The organism is Xanthobacter sp. YC-JY1, from assembly GCF_021730305.1.
GTDB lineage: Bacteria > Pseudomonadota > Alphaproteobacteria > Rhizobiales > Xanthobacteraceae > Xanthobacter > Xanthobacter flavus.
The window spans coordinates 724726-740702 of sequence record NZ_CP032674.1; the positions used below are offsets into that span (position 1 = coordinate 724726).

Sequence of the window (15977 nt, forward strand, 5' to 3'; positions counted from 1 at the left end):
CGCCGCAGCTTTAGCAGATCAGGCGGGCGGCGACAGCGCGGGGGTGGCCCACGGCCTCGCTTTCGCGCTAGAACCGAAGAGGTTCAACACGGAGCATCGCCATCGTGACGTCCGCCCCCCTGTCCAACTCCACCGCCCACTGGCGCGCGCTGGATGCGGCGCACCACCTGCACCCGTTTTCCGACACGAAGGCGCTGAACGCCGAGGGGGTGCGGGTCATCACGCGGGCCGAGGGGGTCTACGTCTTCGACAGCGACGGCAACAAGATTCTCGACGGCATGTCGGGCCTGTGGTGCTCGCAGGTGGGGCACGGGCGGCACGCCATCGTCGATGCCATCGCCCAGCAGCTGCACCAGCTCGATTATTACAACACCTTCTTCAAGACCACCCATCCCGGCGCGGCGGAGCTGGCGGCGGCCATCTCCGAGGTGGCGCCGGCCCACATGAACCATGTGTTCTTCACCTCCGGCGGCTCGGAGGCGGTGGATACGGTGCTGCGCATGGTGCGCCATTACTGGGCGTCGCTGGGCAAGCCCGAGAAGCACATCTTCATTTCCCGCCGCAACGGCTATCACGGCTCCACCATGGGCGGCGCCTCGCTGGGCGGCATGAAGCCCATGCATGCCCAGGGCGGGCTGCCCATTCCCGGCATCATCCACGTGGCCCAGCCCTATTGGTGGGCCGAGGGCGGGGAGATGAGCCGCGAGGATTTCGGTCTCTACGCCGCGCGCGAGGTGGCCCGCGCCATCGACGAGGCGGGGCCGGAGAATGTGGCCGCCTTCATCGGCGAACCGATCCAGGGGGCCGGCGGCGTCATCATCCCCCCCGCCAATTACTGGCCCGAGGTGGAGCAGATCTGCCGCGAGCGCGACGTGCTGCTGATCTGCGACGAGGTGATCTGCGGCTTCGGGCGCACGGGGCGCTGGTTCGGCGCCGAATTCATGGGGGTGAAGCCGGACCTCATCACCTTCGCGAAGGGCGTGACCTCCGGCTACTTCCCGCTGGGCGGCGTGATCGTCGGCGATCGTTTCGCCGAAGGCTTCATCGAGCATGGCGGCGACTTCAACCACGGCTACACCTATTCCGGCCATCCCGGCGGCTGCGCCGCGGCGCTCGCCAACCTCAAGATCATGCACGAGGAAAAGCTGGTGGACCGGGTGCGGACCGATATCGGCCCCTACCTCCAGGAACGCTGGCTGAAGCTCGCGGAGCATCCCCTCGTGGGCGAGGCGCGCATGGTGGGGCTCATCGGGGCCATGGAGCTGACCCCCGACAAGGCCACCCGCGCCGCCTTCGCTGCGGAGGAGGGCACGGTGGGCCTTATCTGCCGCGACTTCTCCTTCAAGGAAGGGCTGGTGATGCGCGCGGTGCGCGATGGCATGATCCTCGCCCCGCCCTTCACGCTGTCCCACGAGGAAGCGGACGAACTGGTCGCGACCGCCTGGCGGGTGCTGGACCTCACCCATGCCGAGCTCATCAAGCGCGGGATGATGGTGCCGGTGCCCCGCTTGCCGGCGCGGGCGACCGCCAGCGTCTGAGGGACCCGCGAGGCCGGTGCCTCGGGCGCCCGTTCTGCTGCCCGGCCGGGTGCCGGGCATCCCCGCCAAACCGCGCGGGAGCGCGTTCGGCACATGTCCTGCCATACATGTAGACCAGCCGGCCGTCTCCCCCGATACCTTTGACGGGTGATTCCCTCACGGCAAAGCCACAGTCAAAAGCGGCGCGCGCGGGGCGACGGCCAAGGTTTGCGGAGGCCTCGTTCTCAAATCATCGCAAATGTCCAGAAGGTATTGATCGCCGTCGGGAACGATTTGCCATCGAGCACTGTTTCTCCTGCAACATGAACGCAGCAGGAGAGGTAACATGCGCAAGACATTGTTGATCAGTACCGTGGTTGCCGGCCTCGCGGCTCCCGTGATCGTTCCCACGGTCGCTTTCGCGCAGGCCTCCACCGCCACGGGCGCCATCGGCGGCGCTGCTGTCGGCGCGGTGGTCGGCGGCCCCGTGGGTGCCGTGGTCGGCGGCGTGGTGGGTGCGGGCGTTGGTGCCGCGGCCGAGCCGCCGCAGGAAGTGCGAACCTATGTGATGAAGGAGCGCCGTCCCTCCGTCCGCCTCCAGCAGGAAGTGGTCGTGGGTGAGCCCCTGCCGTCCAACGTGGTGCTCTACGACATTCCGGACAACAACCAGTACGGATACACCGTCGTCAACGACCGCCGGGTGATCGTGGATCCCCGGACCCGCAAGGTGGTCTATATCGTCGAGTGACGGAACGGTCTGGTACCGCGTCGAAGGCGCCGCCCCCAGGGGCGGCGCCTTTGGCGTTTCAGGCCACCGGCGTGGAGTCTGCAAACTGCGGATGCGCGGCACTGAAGGCGTCGAACCAGGCGACGAGCTTGGGATGATCGGCCCGCCAGTCCCCCGCGAAGCGGAAATCGAACCAGCCGAGGGCGCAGGCGAGGGCGATGTCGCCCACGTTCGGCGTGCCGGAATAGGGCTCCACCTCGGCTTCCAGCGCATCGAGCGCGCGCAGGCGCTTGCCGGCCTGATGCTCCAGCCAGCGCGCCTCGTGCTTCTCCTGCGGCCGGAAGCGCGCCTCATAGAGGATGAGGATGGCCGCATCCATCATCCCGTCCACGAGCGCTTCCCGGCGCAGGACCTTGATACGCGCCGTAGGCTCGATGGGGAGGATGCGCCCGTCGCCGGCCAGATGGTCCAGATAGGCGAGGATCACGGAGGAATCGAACAGCACCTCGCCGTCCCCGGTCAGCAGCGCCGGGATCTTTCCCAGCGGGTTCTGCTGGCGCAGCGTGTCGTTCGCGTCGAGGGTGTCGGCGGGCTCCAGCTCAAGCGAGATGCCGAGGATGGCAGCGGCGACGCGCACCTTGCGCACGAAGGGAGAGGTGGGGGAGTGGCGGAGCAGCATGTGGGGGTCCGTCAGGACGGGGGAGGGACCCTCTGGATAGCGCGCCTGCCGCCATGCTGCCACGCAAAATCAACGGCATCTCCCCTGCCGCGTTCGCTACCCGGTTATTCCGATGGCCTCAGCCCGCTTCGGTCAGCCACGACACCCGCGCGCGCCCCTTGCCGTCCCGCGCCAGCAGCGGGGCGAGGGCGTTGAGCACCGTTTTCATCTCGTCCGCCAGCGTGAAGGGCGGATTGACGATGATGAGGCCGGAGCCGGAGAGGGTGTCCAGCGCGCGCACCTGCGCGAAGTCGAGTTCCACCCTCAGGGTCTTGGGCAGTTTCAGGTGGGCCACGTCGCGGCGGAAGGCGTCCACCGCGCGCAGGTCCTTGATGGGATACCAGAGCATGAAGATGCCGGTGGCGAAGCGCCGGTGCGCCGCCTCCAGCCCCGCCACCATGCGCTGGAACTCGCCGGGTTCCTCGAAGGGCGGGTCCACCAGCACCACGCCGCGCCGCTCGCGCGGGGGGAGATGCGCGGCGAGCGCCTGCCAGCCGTCCTGGGCGAGCACCTTCACCCGGCCCTCGGCGCCGGGCGCCTCGCCCACCCGCTTTTCCAGCTTCGCCCGCTCCTCCTTGTTCAGCTCGCAGAACAGGAACTTGTCCTGCGGCCGCGACAGAGCCAGGGCGAGGGCCGGCGAGCCGGGATAGAGCTTGCGCCCGCCCTCGCGCAGTCCGCGCACGCAATCGAGATAGGGCGCAAGAAGCGCCGCGGCGGGGGCGGGAAGGGTGCCGGCATCCTGAGCCGCCAGCACGGCCTCGATGCCCGCATCCGCCTCGCCGGTCTTGCGGGCATTGATGCCGTCGAGATCGTAGAGCCCGGCGCCGGCATGGGTGTCGAGCACGCGGTAGGGCGCGTCCTTCTTGCCGAGATAGGCGAGCACGCGGGCCAGCGCGGCGTGCTTCATGACATCGGCGGGATTTCCGGCGTGGAAGGCGTGGCGATAATTCATCTCGGCTCGGCGATGGCGCGGAAGGGGGATGGGGACGGCGCGTGCAGCTGTGACGCAACGGTATTGTGGCCCTCGTGACGCCGTGCGACCGTCCCGGCGTGACGCATGGACGCCGGCGCGTCAAGCGGCAGTCAACCGCACGCGGCCTCCGCGTCCGCAGGAGGAAAACATGAAGCCTCTCGTTTTCGCGCTGTCCCTTGTTGCCACGCTCGCGGTCGTGGTGCCGGCTTCGGCCCAGCAGGTCCCCTCCCTCGTCGGCACCTGGAAGGGGCCGAGCGACGGTGTGGGCATGGAAATGGGCTATGTCACCGCCGATTACGGCTTCGTCGTCGAGGAGCAGCGCGGCCGCTCCTTCAAGGGCAAGGTGATCTATCCGGTGCCCGGCGGCACCAAGTCCGAGCCCATTCACGGCACGATCACGCCCGACCTGAAGACCGTCTATGTGGTGGGCGACGACGGCTTCCACATCGGCACGCTGCAGCCCGACGGCAAGTTCGACCTCTGCTATCTGGAAGTCGACGACGACGACGCGCTGGCGCTCTGCGCGCGCCTCACCAAGCAGCCCTGAAGACGGATCGCGCACCGGCCGGCGGGGGCCTCAGCGCCCGCCGCGCACCGGCGGCATCACCATGCGCGAGAGCCGGCAGGCGCGGCGGTCCACCTCCGGGCAGGGCTGGAAGGCGAGGTCACGGCTGAGGCACACCCGCACTTCGCGCAGCCGGCGCCGGTCGCAATCCACAGAGATCATGCCGGTGTCGAGGCCGGGATTGGCAGCGCGGAAGGCGTCTTCCACCTCCTGCGGCGAGACCATCTTGTAGTCGTCGAGGCGGGAGAACTCCGCCGGGATGACCACCTTCGCCTTCGCCGCGCGCACCTGATCGAAATAGGCCTGCGGCGACAGGCCGGAGCAGGTGCCGTGCTTCTTCCATTCGTAGATGACGAGACGCCGGCTCGGCATCACGTCCAGCATGGAATTGACCAAAGGATTGGGCACGTAGGGCGGCGGGTTCTGGCAATATTGCGGGAAGCCCCGCTCATATTGCGGCCACAGCCCGTGCACCACGAAGGCGTAGGGGCGGGTGAGCGAGCATTGCGGCTCGCTGTCCGCGCGGCGGCCCTGATCCTCGCAATAGGTCGGCGACCAGGACAAGGAGAGCACATAGAAATCGAACTGGCCGGGCTGGCCCTCGGCGCGCGCGGGACCATGGGCCGCGAACGCCAGCAGCAGCGCGAGACCGGCGGCGAGCCGGCCCGCGGTCGCCCGCAGGGCCCGCGCGAAAGGCCGCGTCACGGACCCGCCATCTTGCAGGACGGGGCGTAGGCGTAGTTGCGGTCGAGACCCACCACGCACCATTCCACGCCCCAGCTGGCGCCGATGAAGCCGCCGTCCTCGATGATGGAATAATAGATGGCGCGCTTCTTGAGATCGTTGGTGAAGACCGTGCCACGGCAATAGCGGCGCGGCTGGTATTCCGGTCCCCACGGGCGATAGGCGATCTCGTGCACCTTCTCGAAGTCGGTGATGGAGAGGGTGGAAGCCCAGAAGCGCCGCTCGGTCTCGGCGAAGCGGGTGGCGATGAGGTCGAGCGCCTCCTGGCTGTCGCAGGCCGGGATGACGCCGGAATAATTGGGGCCGGAGAGCCAGAAATTCAGCTCGGCCAGATTCGCCGCCTTGGCGGGGGCGAAGGATACGGGCGCGAACGCAAGCGCGGCCACGGCGGCCGCCGCGGCGATCCGGCCGAAGGCGCCTCCCATGGCCGCGCGCATGCGCTTCATCTTGCCGCCAGCCTTGTCGCCAACGGCCTTCGCGCCCAGCGCCCGCTCACCCATGGTCGTCTCCACTTCGCGGCCTCTCGCCCCTCCGGGCGTACCTCGGCGGGACGATGCGACCGGCTTTTGCTGCGGTCAAGGACGCGGCGGCAACACCTTAAGAGAAAATGAACGAGCGGTTCGATGGCGGGTGTCGTGCTCTCGCCGGAAAAGACCGGCAAGGTGGCGGCGTCCGACTCGTGCGGGAGGAGCCCCGAATGCCGCAAACGACGCCCCACCTCGTGGCCGCAAGCCGCAGCGGACCTGAACCCTCCGCCTTGCCGCGCTTCGCCACCGGCCGGGAGGCGGCGCTGGAGATGCGGCCGGACCAGCCGGTCTATTGCTTCCGCCCGGACGTGCTGGCCGCCGACGCCGCGGCCTTCCTCAAAGCCTTTCCGGGCAAGACCGCCTATGCGGTGAAGACCAATGGCGAGCCCATGGTGCTCGACGTGCTGGCGCGCGCCGGCATCAACGCCTTCGATGTGGCCTCGCCCGCCGAGTTCGCGGCGGCGCGCGCCGCCGCGCCGGGGGCGGAGCTCTTTTACATGCACCCGGTGAAGGCGCAGTCGGACATCCGCCTCGCGCTGGAGCATTACCGCATCCGCGCTACCGCCCTCGACCATGAGGACGAGGTGGCGAAGATCGTGCGCATCGTCCGCGCGCTGGATCTAGACCCGGAAGACCTCACCTTGTTCGTGCGCATCGCCTCCAAGGGGGAGGCGGCCTACGAGCTGTCGCGCAAGTTCGGCGCGGCGCCGGGCCATGCGGCGGAACTGCTCCAGCGCATCGATGGCCTCGGCATACGCTGTGGCCTGTGCTTCCACGTGGGCAGCCAGGTGGAGGACGTGGACACCTATGCCCGCGCCGTCGCCACCGCCGCCGAGGTGCGCGACGCGGCCAAGGTGCCCATCACTGCACTCGACGTGGGCGGCGGCTTCCCGGCGACCTATGCGGTGGACCCCCGCCGGCCGGTGCCGCCCATGCCGCCGCTGGGCGAGATCGTCGGCGGGCTGATGGGGGCGGTTGAGCGGCACGGCTTTTCCGGCATCCCGCTGGTGGCGGAGCCGGGGCGCGTCATCGTCGCCCGCGCCTTCTCGGTCATCGTGCGGGTGCTGCTGAAGAAGGGCCAGCGGCTCTACATCAATGACGGCGTGTGGTCGTCTTTGTCGGATTCGTGGACGGGGAAGATCCTGCTTCCGGTGCGTCATATCCCCGATCCCGCCCGCCGCCGCCGGCCGGGGCGGGCGGACGTGATGGCGCCGTTCCGCATCTACGGCGCCACCTGCGACAGCGTGGACGTGCTCTCCCGCCCCTTCTATCTGCCGGAGAGCGTGGATACGGGCGACTGGATCGAGATCGGCCACATCGGGGCCTATTCCCTCTCTTTGCGCACCCGCTTCAACGGCTTCTACCCCGACACCTTCGTGGAGGTGACGACGCCGTTCGACGCCGGAGAGGCACCGGACGGCTTCGCCGAACCCGAGCGGCGGGGCGGCGTGGAGGGGTAAGGAAAGGCGGAGCCTTCAACCTGAGCTGTCATGCCCCGGCTTGTCCGGGGCATCCACTGTGCCGACTGCGCGATGTCTGAACCATGAGCGGCCCCGTCCGCCCGGTGGATCCCCCGGACAAGCCGGGGGATGACGGCCGAAAGGGATGGTGAGGGTCCCCCCTAGAACCAGATCTTCTGCGTCTCGCGGCCCTTGTAGAGGTCCGCGACATACTCGCCGTAGCCGTTGAAGATCACGGTGGGCACGCGCTCGCCGGTGGCGATGTCCTCCTCGCTGGCCTGGCTCCAGCGCGGATGCGGCACCTTGGGGTTCACATTGGCCCAGAAGCCGTATTCAGAGCCCTGCAACTGCTCCCAGAAGCTCACCGGCTGCTTGTCGGTGAAGGTGAAGCGGACGATGCCCTTGATGGACTTGAAGCCGTATTTCCACGGCAGCACGAGCCGCAGCGGCGCGCCGAACTGGTTGGGCGCGGGCTTGCCGTAGACGCCGGTGACGAGGAAGGCGAGCTCGTTGGTCGCTTCTTCCAGGGTCAGGCCTTCGACGTATGGCCACGTATAGCGGAAGTCCCGCTGGTTGGGCGCCACCTTGGGATCGAGGAAGGTTTCCATCTTGATGTATTTCGCGCCCGAGGTGGGGGCGGCGAGGGCCACGAGGTCCTTCATGGGAAAGCCCGTCCACGGCACCGCCATGGACCACGCCTCGACGCAGCGGTGGCGATAGAGACGCTCCTCGAACTTCACTTTCTTGAACAGATCGTCGATGCCCATCTCCTGGGGCTTCTCCACCAGCCCGTCGATCTTGACGAGCCACGGCCGGCGCTGGAAGCGCGTCATGGAGGGGCCGACGACCTTGCCGTAGCTGAACTCGTAATAATTGTTCACGAGGCTCGACTTCGCCTCGGGCGTCACCGGCCTCTCGAGCGTGTAGCGGGGGTTCCGCGGGGCGGGGTAGAGGCTGGCCGAGGGGTCGGGCACGTCGCCGACGCGCTGGGCTGCGGCAGGGCTGGAGAGCGTCCCGGCGCCGAGGCCGGCGAGGAGCATCGCGCCCGCACCCATGGCCTGCCGACGGTTGAGATAGACGTCCTCCGGCGTCGCCGCCGATTCGGGAAGTTCCCAGCCACGCCTTGATCTGATGAGCATTCAGTGTCCTCCGTCGCGGCGCCAAGATCAGGGCGGGGGGACGAAGGGGCAAGTCACACGGGCGTGTCTCACACGGGCGTGTCTTACGCGCCGGTGTAGAGCCTCATTGCGGGTTGGCGCCGGATTGCTCCAGCGTCAGCGTCGCTCCGGCGATGGAGACGCTGAGGCCGCTGTCGGAGGATACGCTGAGCGGCTGAAGCGTCACCTGCTTGGTGGCGTCGTCGGAGGCCAGCATGTTGGCGGAAAAGCCCGGGCCGAGGGAGAAGCCGGTGGAGATGCCGACATATTTCCCGGCGAGCGCGCCGGGCGCCACGGCCGGCGAGGTGGCGATCACCGCCCATAGCATGCTGGCCTGATCGGACACGCCGAAGTCGAGCCCGATCCGCTCCATGGTGCCGCTGTAATAGTGGTTGACCCCCATGGAGGGCCGGTATTCGCATTTCACGGAGCGCGAAGAGCCGAAGCCGTAGCCGGTGGCGAAGGCGCTGCGGCATTCCAGCAGGCCGGCCGCCACCTGCGGCATCGCCGGGCCGCCCAAGGCCGGCGCCAGCATGGCGGCGAGGCCTGTCGCGCCAAGCGCGACCGCCACGGAACGAGACACAAACCTGGACATGCCGAACCCCTCCGCACAGGGATGGCGCCTCGGCGGGGACATGTCGTCCGGCCGAGGCAAAGCTCACTCTGCCACGAAGGCTGCGGCCCTTTTGTGGTGGGTCGCGAAATACCTTCAGTTCGGCAGCAGAACGAGGGTGAGGTCGGCGATGCCGGCCGCGACGTCGGCGCCCACCATGCCCTCCACCGAGACGGTCTGCAGGGCGATCTGGTTGCTGGAGCCGCCGAGCAGCACGTTGGCGCCCGCGCCGATGGTCCAGGCGGCATCGGCCGAGACGCCGATATAGCTGCCGGCGATGTCGTTCGGGTTGGGCCGGGCGGTGGGGGCGAACACGGCCCAGGCGAGCGTATCGGCGGCGAGCACGCCGAGATCGATGCCGAAGCGGGAGATGGTGCCCTTGTAGCGCGACAGCACCACATAAGGCTGCGCCGCATTGTCCCGGAATTCGCAGGCCGCCTCGCGCATGGAGCCGATCACGAAGCCGATGGACGGCGCGACCTTGCACACCAGCATGCCGGACTGGACCAGCGGTCCGGTCGGGGGCGGGGGAAGCTGCACCGGCGGGAGGGGCTGGGCAGAGGCCGGAACCGCAGCGGCGAGCACGGTCGAGACGGCAAGGACGGCGGCGGCGATGGTGGCGCGCATGGAATATCCCCCGGATGGCGACGTGAGAGAGGTACGTGGCCGAGGAGTCTCGCGCAATCTCGACGTCCGTCGGCGTGGCGCGGGCGGAATCATCGGGGCGCGCGCGGGGAGTCGGGGGCTTGAAAATGCTCGCGCCCCCGGTTGGGCCGGGGGCGCGGGGCAGGCTTGCAATTAGCTCTATGCCGCTGCGGCAGGTGGCGTTTCGGCCGTCCTGCCGCGGGGTGGAGCCGAATCAGCGCAGGGTGAGGTCCGACACGCCGAGGGCGAGGTTGAGACCGGTCTGGCCTTCGAGCGACAGCGGCTGCAGCGCGAAGGTGTTCTGCGAACCGCCGACCAGCACGTTGGCGCCGAGGCCCACGCCGATGGAGGCCGAGCCAGCCGCACCCACATAGGTGCCGCGCAGGGCGCCGGCGGGAACCTTGGCGGACGGAGCGAACACGCCCCACACCAGGGTGCCACGGCCGTTCACGCCGATGTCGAGGCCGAAGCGGCGCACGGTGCCCTGATAGGTGGCGCGCTTCACGCCATGCACGGCGGGACGGAACGCGCAGCTCATCTCGCGCACGGAGCCGATGACGAAGGCCACGTTGGGTGCCAGGTTGCAGGTCAGCGTGCCCACCTGGACGCGCGACTGGGCAGAAGCGGGAAGCGCGCCGGCGACGAGCACAGCGGCCGCAGCGAGGCCGGCCTTGAGAACAGTCTTCATGATGTCGTTCCTCCTGTGGGAAGCGGGCGGGTCGAATCCGGCGCCCGACGACCGCGCAGCCTTAGCCCAGACTTCACCGCTGCGCCAACGCTCCAGTTGGCGCCGGGTTCCGTTTTCCCGCTGCTGTTGCAATTCCCACCCTGCCGAAAGGTCACTTTCGCGGGAGGTGGGGGGACGAGGGGCCGGTGCGCTGGCCGGGTCGAACGCGAGCGGCGTGCGCCGCTCGCGATGCTTGGGTCAGACCAGGGAGCCGCAGAAGCGCTGGATGCGGCGGCAGGCTTCCTCGAGGTCCGTGGTGGCCGTGGCGTAGGAGATGCGGAAGGCCGGGCCGAGGCCGAAGGCCGACCCATGCACCACCGCGACGCCCTCGGCGTTGAGCAACTCGGTGGCGAACACCTCGTCGTCGGTGATCTTCACGCCCGAGGGCGTGGTCTTGCCGATCGTGCCGGCGCAGGACGGGAAGACATAGAAGGCGCCTTCCGGCTTCGGGCAGGTGAGGCCCTTGGTCTGGTTGAGCATGGAGACCACGAGGTCGCGGCGCTCCTTGAACACCTTGTTGTTGGCGGCGATGAAGTCCTGCGGCCCGTCCAGCGCCTCGAGCGCCGCCCACTGGGCGATGGAAGAGGGGTTGGAGGTGGACTGGGACTGCAGGGTCCCGATGGCCTTGATGAGCGCCTCCGGGCCGGCGGCGTAGCCGATGCGCCAGCCGGTCATGCAATAGGCCTTGGACACGCCGTTCATGGTCAGCGTGCGGTCGTAGAGCGCGGGCTCCACCTGCGCCGGGGTGACGAACTTGAAGTCGTCATAGACGAGGTGCTCGTACATGTCGTCGGTGAGGATCCACACATGGGGATGCTTCACCAGCACGTCGGTGAGCGCCTTCAGCTCGTCGAAGCTGTAGGCCGCGCCGGAGGGGTTCGAGGGCGAGTTGAAGATCAGCCACTTGGTCTTCGGCGTGATGGCGGCTTCCAGCACCTCGGGACGCAGCTTGAAATTGTCTTCCAGCGTGGTCATCGCCGGCACCGGGGTGCCGCCGCAGAATTCCACGATGTCCGGGTAGCTCACCCAGAAGGGCGCCGGGATGATGACCTCGTCGCCGGCGTCGACCGTGGCGACGAGCGCATTGAACAGCACCTGCTTGCCGCCGGTGCCGACCGTCACCTGCGAGGGCTTGTAGTCCAGCCCGTTCTCGCGCTTGAACTTGCGGCAGATGGCGGCCTTCAGCTCGGGAATGCCGTCCACGGCGGTGTACTTGGTCTCGCCGCGACGGATGGCCGCGATGGCGGCTTCCTTGATGTTGTCAGGGGTGTCGAAGTCCGGCTCGCCGGCCGAGAGCGCGATGATGTCCCGCCCCGACGCCTTCAGCTCCCGCGCCTTGTTGGAGATGGCGATGGTGGGGGAGGGCTTGATGCGCTTGAGGGCGGACGAAAGGAGGCTCATGGCCTTTGGGCTCCGGGACGCGCGATCGTGGGCGGAGCGGATGCCGCGGCACGGGCGCAACGATGACAGGTCGAGGGCCGGCCGGATGCCGGCGCGGCGGACACTAGTTCAGAGCTTTGCCGCGAACAAGCAAGGATCGTGAATGTCGCGCCACGCCGGATTGATGGATCGCCGCGCGGTGCGGCCGGCTGCAATCGGGGCTTGCAGCCACCCCGGCCTGCCGCCACATGCTGGGGCGTCGGGGGTGGGAGGACGGTTGAGGTGCTGACGCTCTATTCCACGCAGTCGTCGGGCAATTCCTACAAGGTGCGCCTGATGCTGGCGAAGCTCGGCCGGCCGTTCCGCCTCGTGGAGGTGGACATCTTCGCCGGCGAGCACCGCACGCCCGAATTCCTCGCCATGAACGTGGAGGGGCGGGTGCCGCTCCTCGATGTGGACGGGCGCTTCCTCGCCGAGTCCAACGCCATCCTCTTCTATCTCGCCGAGGGCACGCCGCTTCTGCCCGTCGACGCCTTCGCCCGCGCCGAGGTGTTGCGCTGGATGTTCTTCGAGCAGAACAGCCACGAGCCCGGCATCGCCACCGCCCGCTTCTGGCTGCGTCAGGTGCGCGGCGGCCGCGAGTTGCGCGCCCATGACGTGGATCGCTGGATGGAGGAGGGCTATGCGGCGCTCAAGGTGATGGAGCGGCACCTGTCCGCCCGCCGCTATTTCGTCGGCGATGCGCTGACCATCGCCGACATCGCCCTGTTCGCCCACACCCATGTGGCGGAGGAGGGGGACTTCTCCCTCGCCGCCTTCCCCGTGGTGCGCGACTGGCTCGCCCGCGTCGCGGCGGAGCCGGGGCACGTGGACATGGGCTGGCGGCCCGAGAACGCGGCGGCCGACCCGGCGCTCGCCTGAGCGGCGCAATGGCGCGGCAAAACAGCGGGGATGGCTCGCGCGTCCGTGAGCGACCGACATCATCTTGCCATCATCCGTGAAGGCTAAGCCGCGGTCGCGCCACGATTCTTTTCCACCCTGCCTTGTGTCGGCGGAACTGATTCGCCCCTTTTCACGTTGCCAGAGTGCGCGCGGAACAGGGGATGAGGAGGCTGCCCCAATGAGCGAGACCATCATGTCCGGACGTTGTGACGTCGGCGGTTACATGGAAGCAGGGCACTTTTCCCTCACCCGCCGGGCCGTGCGCCAGTCGCCGGCGGATCCCGAGCTGCTGGCCCGCGCCGTGCGCGCCCACAAGGAAGGCGACGCGCTGGCCCAGGCCGTTCTCACCTTTGCCCTCATGGTCGCCATCGGCGCCGTGGCTTTGGTCCTCGGCGGTCATGCGGCCATGGCGGGGGATCTGATCGCCGGCGGCGTCAAGGAGTCTTCCGGCTTCCTCCTGTCGCTCGGCGCGGTCGGCGGCGCGGTTCTCCTGTCGGCCCTTGCGGCGCGGCGCCTCGCCACCTCTCGCGTTGAAGCCCGCGCGCGTGCGCGGTCGCGTTGATCCGGCAGCGCGGCATACGCCCACGCCGCTGAACGCCGTGCTGCCCGAGGCGCAGCTTGCCGCCGGGCCGCGAACAAAGCGGCGGCGCGGCACAGGCGGAGCGGCGCTCGGCGCCATCCTTATTCTCATCCTGATTGCGGCGGCGACCTACGCCTTCGCCCAGCCCGTAGAGGCTCGCCTCGGCGGCGAGCAGGTGCGCGTGGTGCCCTTCGCCACCGGCCTCGATACGCCCTGGAGCATCGCCTTCCTCCCCGATGGCCGCCTCCTCGTCACCGAGCGCGACGGGCGGCTGCGCCCCATCGATGCGACGGGCAAGGTGGGCGCGCCTATCTCCGGCGTGCCCAAGGTGGCGGCGCGGGGGCAGGGCGGCCTGCTGGACGTGGTGCTCGATCCCAAATTCGCGCAGAACCGCCTGATCTATCTCAGCTATGCCGAGCCGCGACCGGAAGGCGCCGCCACCGCCGTCGCCCGCGGCAGGCTCTCCGATGACCTCACCCGCCTCACCGACCTGGACGTGATCTTCCGCCAGCAGCCGGCGGTGTCCGGCGGCAACCATTTCGGCTCGCGCCTCGTGTTCGCGCCCGATGGCATGCTGTTCGTCACCCTCGGCGAGCGCTTCAACCACATGGACAAGGCGCAGGACCTCTCGACGACGCTGGGCAAGGTCGTCCGCATCGCGCCGGATGGCTCCATCCCCGCCGACAATCCCTTCGTCGAAAGGGTCGGCGCCCGGCCTGAAATCTGGAGCTTTGGCCACCGCAACGTGCAGGCCGCGGCCATCGAGCCGGGCACCGGCGCGCTGTGGACCGTCGAACATGGCCCGCGCGGTGGCGACGAGGTGAACCGGCCGGAGGCGGGCGAGAACTACGGCTGGCCGGTGATCGGCTATGGCCGGCACTATTCCGGCGCCCAGATCGGCGTCGGCACGGCCAAGGAGGGCATGGAGCAGCCCTTGTTCTACTGGGACCCCTCCATCGCCCCGTCCGGCGCCGCCTTCTATACGGGCGATGCGCTGCCGGGCTGGCGCGGCCAGCTCTTCGTCGGCGCGCTGGCGGGTCAGGCGCTGGTGATGGTGAAGGTGCGCGACGGCGCTGTCATCGGCGAGGAGCGCCTGCCCCTCGGCAAGCGCATCCGCGACGTGCGCATGGGGCCGGACGGCGCGCTCTGGCTCGCCGCCGAGAGCACGGGTGAGATCCTGCGCGTGGTGCCGGCCGGGCGCTGACCGGATTCCCTCGGTCCCCAAAGCTACCTAAGATCGGCGGGCCGCAGACGCGCGGCGCCGTCTTCCGGAGTTCCCATGGCCTCGACCCTGCTCGCCCGCAACGCCCTCGTGCTCGTGACCATGGACGGCGCGCGGCGGGAGATCGCGGGCGGCGGGCTCTATGTGGAGGACGGCCGCATCGTCGCCGTGGGCCGGCCGCAGGACCTGCCGGCGAGCGCCGACGAGGTGATCGACCTGTCCGGCCATGTGGTGATGCCCGGCATGGTCAACACCCACCATCACATGGTGCAGAGCCTGACCCGCGCCGTGCCGGCGGCGCAGGACGGGGAGCTGTTCACCTGGCTGAAATCGCTCTATCCGCTGTGGGCGGGCCTGACCGGCGAGATGGTGGAGGCGGCGACGGAAACCGCCATGGCGGAGCTGATCCTCTCCGGCTGCACCACCTCCTCGGACCATCTCTACATCTATCCCAACGGCGCGCGGCTCGACGATTCCATCCGTGCGGCGCGGCGGATCGGCATGCGCTTCCACGCGGCGCGGGGCGCCATGACCATCGGGGAGAGCAAAGGCGGCCTGCCGCCCGACCGGGTGGTGGAGGACGAGGACTTCGTGATGAAGGACTCCGAGCGGCTGATCGGCGCCTATCACGACCCCGCCCGCTATTCCATGCTGCGCATCGTGCTCGCGCCCTGCTCGCCCTTCACGGTGAGTCGCGACTTCATGCTGGAGACGCTGAAGCTCGGCCGCGACAACGGCCTGACGCTGCACACCCACCTCGCCGAGAACGACAGCGACGTGGCCTTCTCCGAGAAGACCTTCGGCATGGGGCCGACCGAATATGTGCGCTCGCTGGGCTGGGTGGGGCCGGATGTCTGGCACGCCCACTGCGTGAAGCTGGACGATGACGGCATCGCCCTGTTCGCGAAGACCGGCACGGGCATCGCCCATTGCCCCTGCTCCAACATGCGCCTCGCCTCGGGCGTTGCGCCGGTCAAGCGCTTCCTCGCCGAGGGCATCCGCGTGGGGCTCGGGGTGGATGGCTCCGCCTCCAACGACAGCGGCCACATGCTGAGCGAGGCGCGGCAGGCCATGCTGCTGCAGCGCGTCGCTTATGGTCCCGACGCCATGAGCGCGCGCACGGCGCTGGAGCTGGCGACCCTGGGCGGCGCCCGGGTGCTCGGGCGCGACGATATCGGCGCGCTGGCCCCGGGGATGGCGGCGGATTTCATCGCCTTCGACATGTCGCGCCTCGCTTACGCCGGGGCGCTGCATGATCCGGTGGCGGCGCTCATCTTCTGCCAGTCGCAGGATGTGTCCCTCAGTGTCATCAACGGGCGGGTGGTGGTGCGCGACGGGCGCCTCCTCACCATCGACCTCGGCGCCGCGGTGGCGCGGCACAACGCCATGGCCGCCGAACTGGCGCGCCTGGCTTCCGCTTGATAAGACGACCGCGGCGGCTGGCGGCCCGCCCTCCCGGTGCCGGAAACGGCGCCGCCTT

17 protein-coding genes are annotated in these 15977 nt (G+C 69.0%); 8 read left to right on the plus strand and 9 right to left on the minus strand.

The window, feature by feature from the left end:
* Positions 1-104: 104 nt before the first annotated feature.
* Both D7006_RS03455 and D7006_RS03460 read left to right on the plus strand, forming a co-directional pair.
* The gene (locus D7006_RS03455) at positions 105-1538 is read left to right on the plus strand and encodes an aspartate aminotransferase family protein (protein WP_237355565.1); all 1434 of its coding nucleotides are present in this window, start codon (positions 105-107) and stop codon (positions 1536-1538) included.
* A gap of 325 nt (positions 1539-1863) precedes the next feature.
* The gene (locus D7006_RS03460) at positions 1864-2265 is read left to right on the plus strand and encodes a DUF1236 domain-containing protein (RefSeq protein ID WP_169123614.1); all 402 of its coding nucleotides are present in this window, start codon (positions 1864-1866) and stop codon (positions 2263-2265) included.
* Positions 2266-2323: 58 nt separating this feature from the next.
* Here the strand turns inward: D7006_RS03460 and D7006_RS03465 are convergent, their stop codons facing one another.
* Positions 2324-2923: a glutathione S-transferase N-terminal domain-containing protein gene (locus D7006_RS03465; protein WP_237355566.1), complete on the minus strand. Its 600-nt coding sequence runs from the start codon at positions 2921-2923 to the stop codon at positions 2324-2326.
* Positions 2924-3041: 118 nt separating this feature from the next.
* Positions 3042-3914, minus strand: a complete 873-nt coding sequence (locus D7006_RS03470; protein WP_237355567.1) for a 23S rRNA (adenine(2030)-N(6))-methyltransferase RlmJ — start codon at positions 3912-3914, stop codon at positions 3042-3044.
* A 169-nt stretch (positions 3915-4083) separates the two neighbouring features.
* Between D7006_RS03470 and D7006_RS03475 the strand changes: the two genes are divergently transcribed.
* Positions 4084-4482: a hypothetical protein gene (locus D7006_RS03475; protein ID WP_237355568.1), complete on the plus strand. Its 399-nt coding sequence runs from the start codon at positions 4084-4086 to the stop codon at positions 4480-4482.
* A 30-nt stretch (positions 4483-4512) separates the two neighbouring features.
* Here D7006_RS03475 and D7006_RS03480 read toward each other — a convergent pair whose 3' ends face one another.
* Positions 4513-5205, minus strand: coding sequence for a ribonuclease T (locus tag D7006_RS03480; RefSeq protein ID WP_237355569.1), 693 nt, complete (start codon positions 5203-5205; stop codon positions 4513-4515).
* On the minus strand, positions 5202-5744 hold the full coding sequence (locus D7006_RS03485) for a hypothetical protein (protein WP_229646593.1): 543 nt from the start codon (positions 5742-5744) through the stop codon (positions 5202-5204). Before D7006_RS03485 ends, D7006_RS03480 begins: the two co-directional genes overlap by 4 nt.
* Before the next feature lie 257 nt (positions 5745-6001).
* On the opposite strand from D7006_RS03485, the gene D7006_RS03490 reads away from it, so the two are divergent.
* Positions 6002-7231: an alanine racemase gene (locus D7006_RS03490; protein WP_237356842.1), complete on the plus strand. Its 1230-nt coding sequence runs from the start codon at positions 6002-6004 to the stop codon at positions 7229-7231.
* 161 nt (positions 7232-7392) lie between these two features.
* On the opposite strand, the gene msrP is transcribed toward D7006_RS03490, so the two are convergent.
* From msrP to D7006_RS03515, 5 genes are all read right to left on the minus strand, one after another.
* Positions 7393-8370 (minus strand): protein-methionine-sulfoxide reductase catalytic subunit MsrP, encoded by a 978-nt coding sequence (msrP, locus tag D7006_RS03495; RefSeq protein ID WP_237355570.1) that lies wholly within the window; start codon positions 8368-8370, stop codon positions 7393-7395.
* 103 nt (positions 8371-8473) lie between these two features.
* Positions 8474-8983 carry a DUF992 domain-containing protein gene (locus tag D7006_RS03500; RefSeq protein ID WP_237355571.1) on the minus strand — a complete coding sequence of 170 codons (510 nt, stop codon included), beginning with the start codon at positions 8981-8983 and terminating at the stop codon, positions 8474-8476.
* 114 nt (positions 8984-9097) lie between these two features.
* The gene (locus tag D7006_RS03505; protein WP_237355572.1) at positions 9098-9628 is read right to left on the minus strand and encodes a DUF992 domain-containing protein; all 531 of its coding nucleotides are present in this window, start codon (positions 9626-9628) and stop codon (positions 9098-9100) included.
* 232 nt (positions 9629-9860) lie between these two features.
* Positions 9861-10334 carry a DUF992 domain-containing protein gene (locus D7006_RS03510; protein ID WP_169123622.1) on the minus strand — a complete coding sequence of 158 codons (474 nt, stop codon included), beginning with the start codon at positions 10332-10334 and terminating at the stop codon, positions 9861-9863.
* A 237-nt stretch (positions 10335-10571) separates the two neighbouring features.
* A complete protein-coding gene (locus tag D7006_RS03515; protein WP_169123623.1) occupies positions 10572-11774 on the minus strand; it encodes a pyridoxal phosphate-dependent aminotransferase in 1203 nt (400 codons plus the stop codon).
* Positions 11775-12035: 261 nt separating this feature from the next.
* Between D7006_RS03515 and D7006_RS03520 the strand changes: the two genes are divergently transcribed.
* From D7006_RS03520 to D7006_RS03535, 4 genes are all read left to right on the plus strand, one after another.
* Positions 12036-12674: a glutathione S-transferase family protein gene (locus D7006_RS03520; RefSeq protein ID WP_169123624.1), complete on the plus strand. Its 639-nt coding sequence runs from the start codon at positions 12036-12038 to the stop codon at positions 12672-12674.
* 199 nt (positions 12675-12873) lie between these two features.
* Entirely contained in the window at positions 12874-13257 is a 384-nt protein-coding gene (locus D7006_RS03525) for a hypothetical protein (RefSeq protein ID WP_237355573.1), read from the plus strand.
* Positions 13241-14479, plus strand: coding sequence for a PQQ-dependent sugar dehydrogenase (locus D7006_RS03530; protein ID WP_237355574.1), 1239 nt, complete (start codon positions 13241-13243; stop codon positions 14477-14479). The genes D7006_RS03525 and D7006_RS03530 overlap by 17 nt, the downstream gene beginning before the upstream one ends.
* A 75-nt stretch (positions 14480-14554) precedes the next feature.
* The gene (locus tag D7006_RS03535) at positions 14555-15919 is read left to right on the plus strand and encodes an 8-oxoguanine deaminase (protein WP_237355575.1); all 1365 of its coding nucleotides are present in this window, start codon (positions 14555-14557) and stop codon (positions 15917-15919) included.
* Positions 15920-15977: the final 58 nt, after the last annotated feature.

Bases quoted from the DNA above. Each gene is read 5' to 3' on its own strand.
- D7006_RS03460 (WP_169123614.1), top strand. From the start codon at position 1,864: ATGCGCAAGACATTGTTGATCAGTACCGTGGTTGCCGGCCTCGCGGCT.
- D7006_RS03465 (WP_237355566.1), bottom strand. From the start codon at position 2,923: ATGCTGCTCCGCCACTCCCCCACCTCTCCCTTCGTGCGCAAGGTGCGC.
- D7006_RS03470 (WP_237355567.1), bottom strand. From the start codon at position 3,914: ATGAATTATCGCCACGCCTTCCACGCCGGAAATCCCGCCGATGTCATG.
- D7006_RS03475 (WP_237355568.1), top strand. From the start codon at position 4,084: ATGAAGCCTCTCGTTTTCGCGCTGTCCCTTGTTGCCACGCTCGCGGTC.
- D7006_RS03485 (WP_229646593.1), bottom strand. From the start codon at position 5,744: ATGGGTGAGCGGGCGCTGGGCGCGAAGGCCGTTGGCGACAAGGCTGGC.
- msrP (WP_237355570.1), bottom strand. From the start codon at position 8,370: ATGCTCATCAGATCAAGGCGTGGCTGGGAACTTCCCGAATCGGCGGCG.
- D7006_RS03500 (WP_237355571.1), bottom strand. From the start codon at position 8,983: ATGTCCAGGTTTGTGTCTCGTTCCGTGGCGGTCGCGCTTGGCGCGACA.
- D7006_RS03505 (WP_237355572.1), bottom strand. From the start codon at position 9,628: ATGCGCGCCACCATCGCCGCCGCCGTCCTTGCCGTCTCGACCGTGCTC.
- D7006_RS03510 (WP_169123622.1), bottom strand. From the start codon at position 10,334: ATGAAGACTGTTCTCAAGGCCGGCCTCGCTGCGGCCGCTGTGCTCGTC.
- D7006_RS03515 (WP_169123623.1), bottom strand. From the start codon at position 11,774: ATGAGCCTCCTTTCGTCCGCCCTCAAGCGCATCAAGCCCTCCCCCACC.
- D7006_RS03525 (WP_237355573.1), top strand. From the start codon at position 12,874: ATGAGCGAGACCATCATGTCCGGACGTTGTGACGTCGGCGGTTACATG.
- D7006_RS03535 (WP_237355575.1), top strand. From the start codon at position 14,555: ATGGCCTCGACCCTGCTCGCCCGCAACGCCCTCGTGCTCGTGACCATG.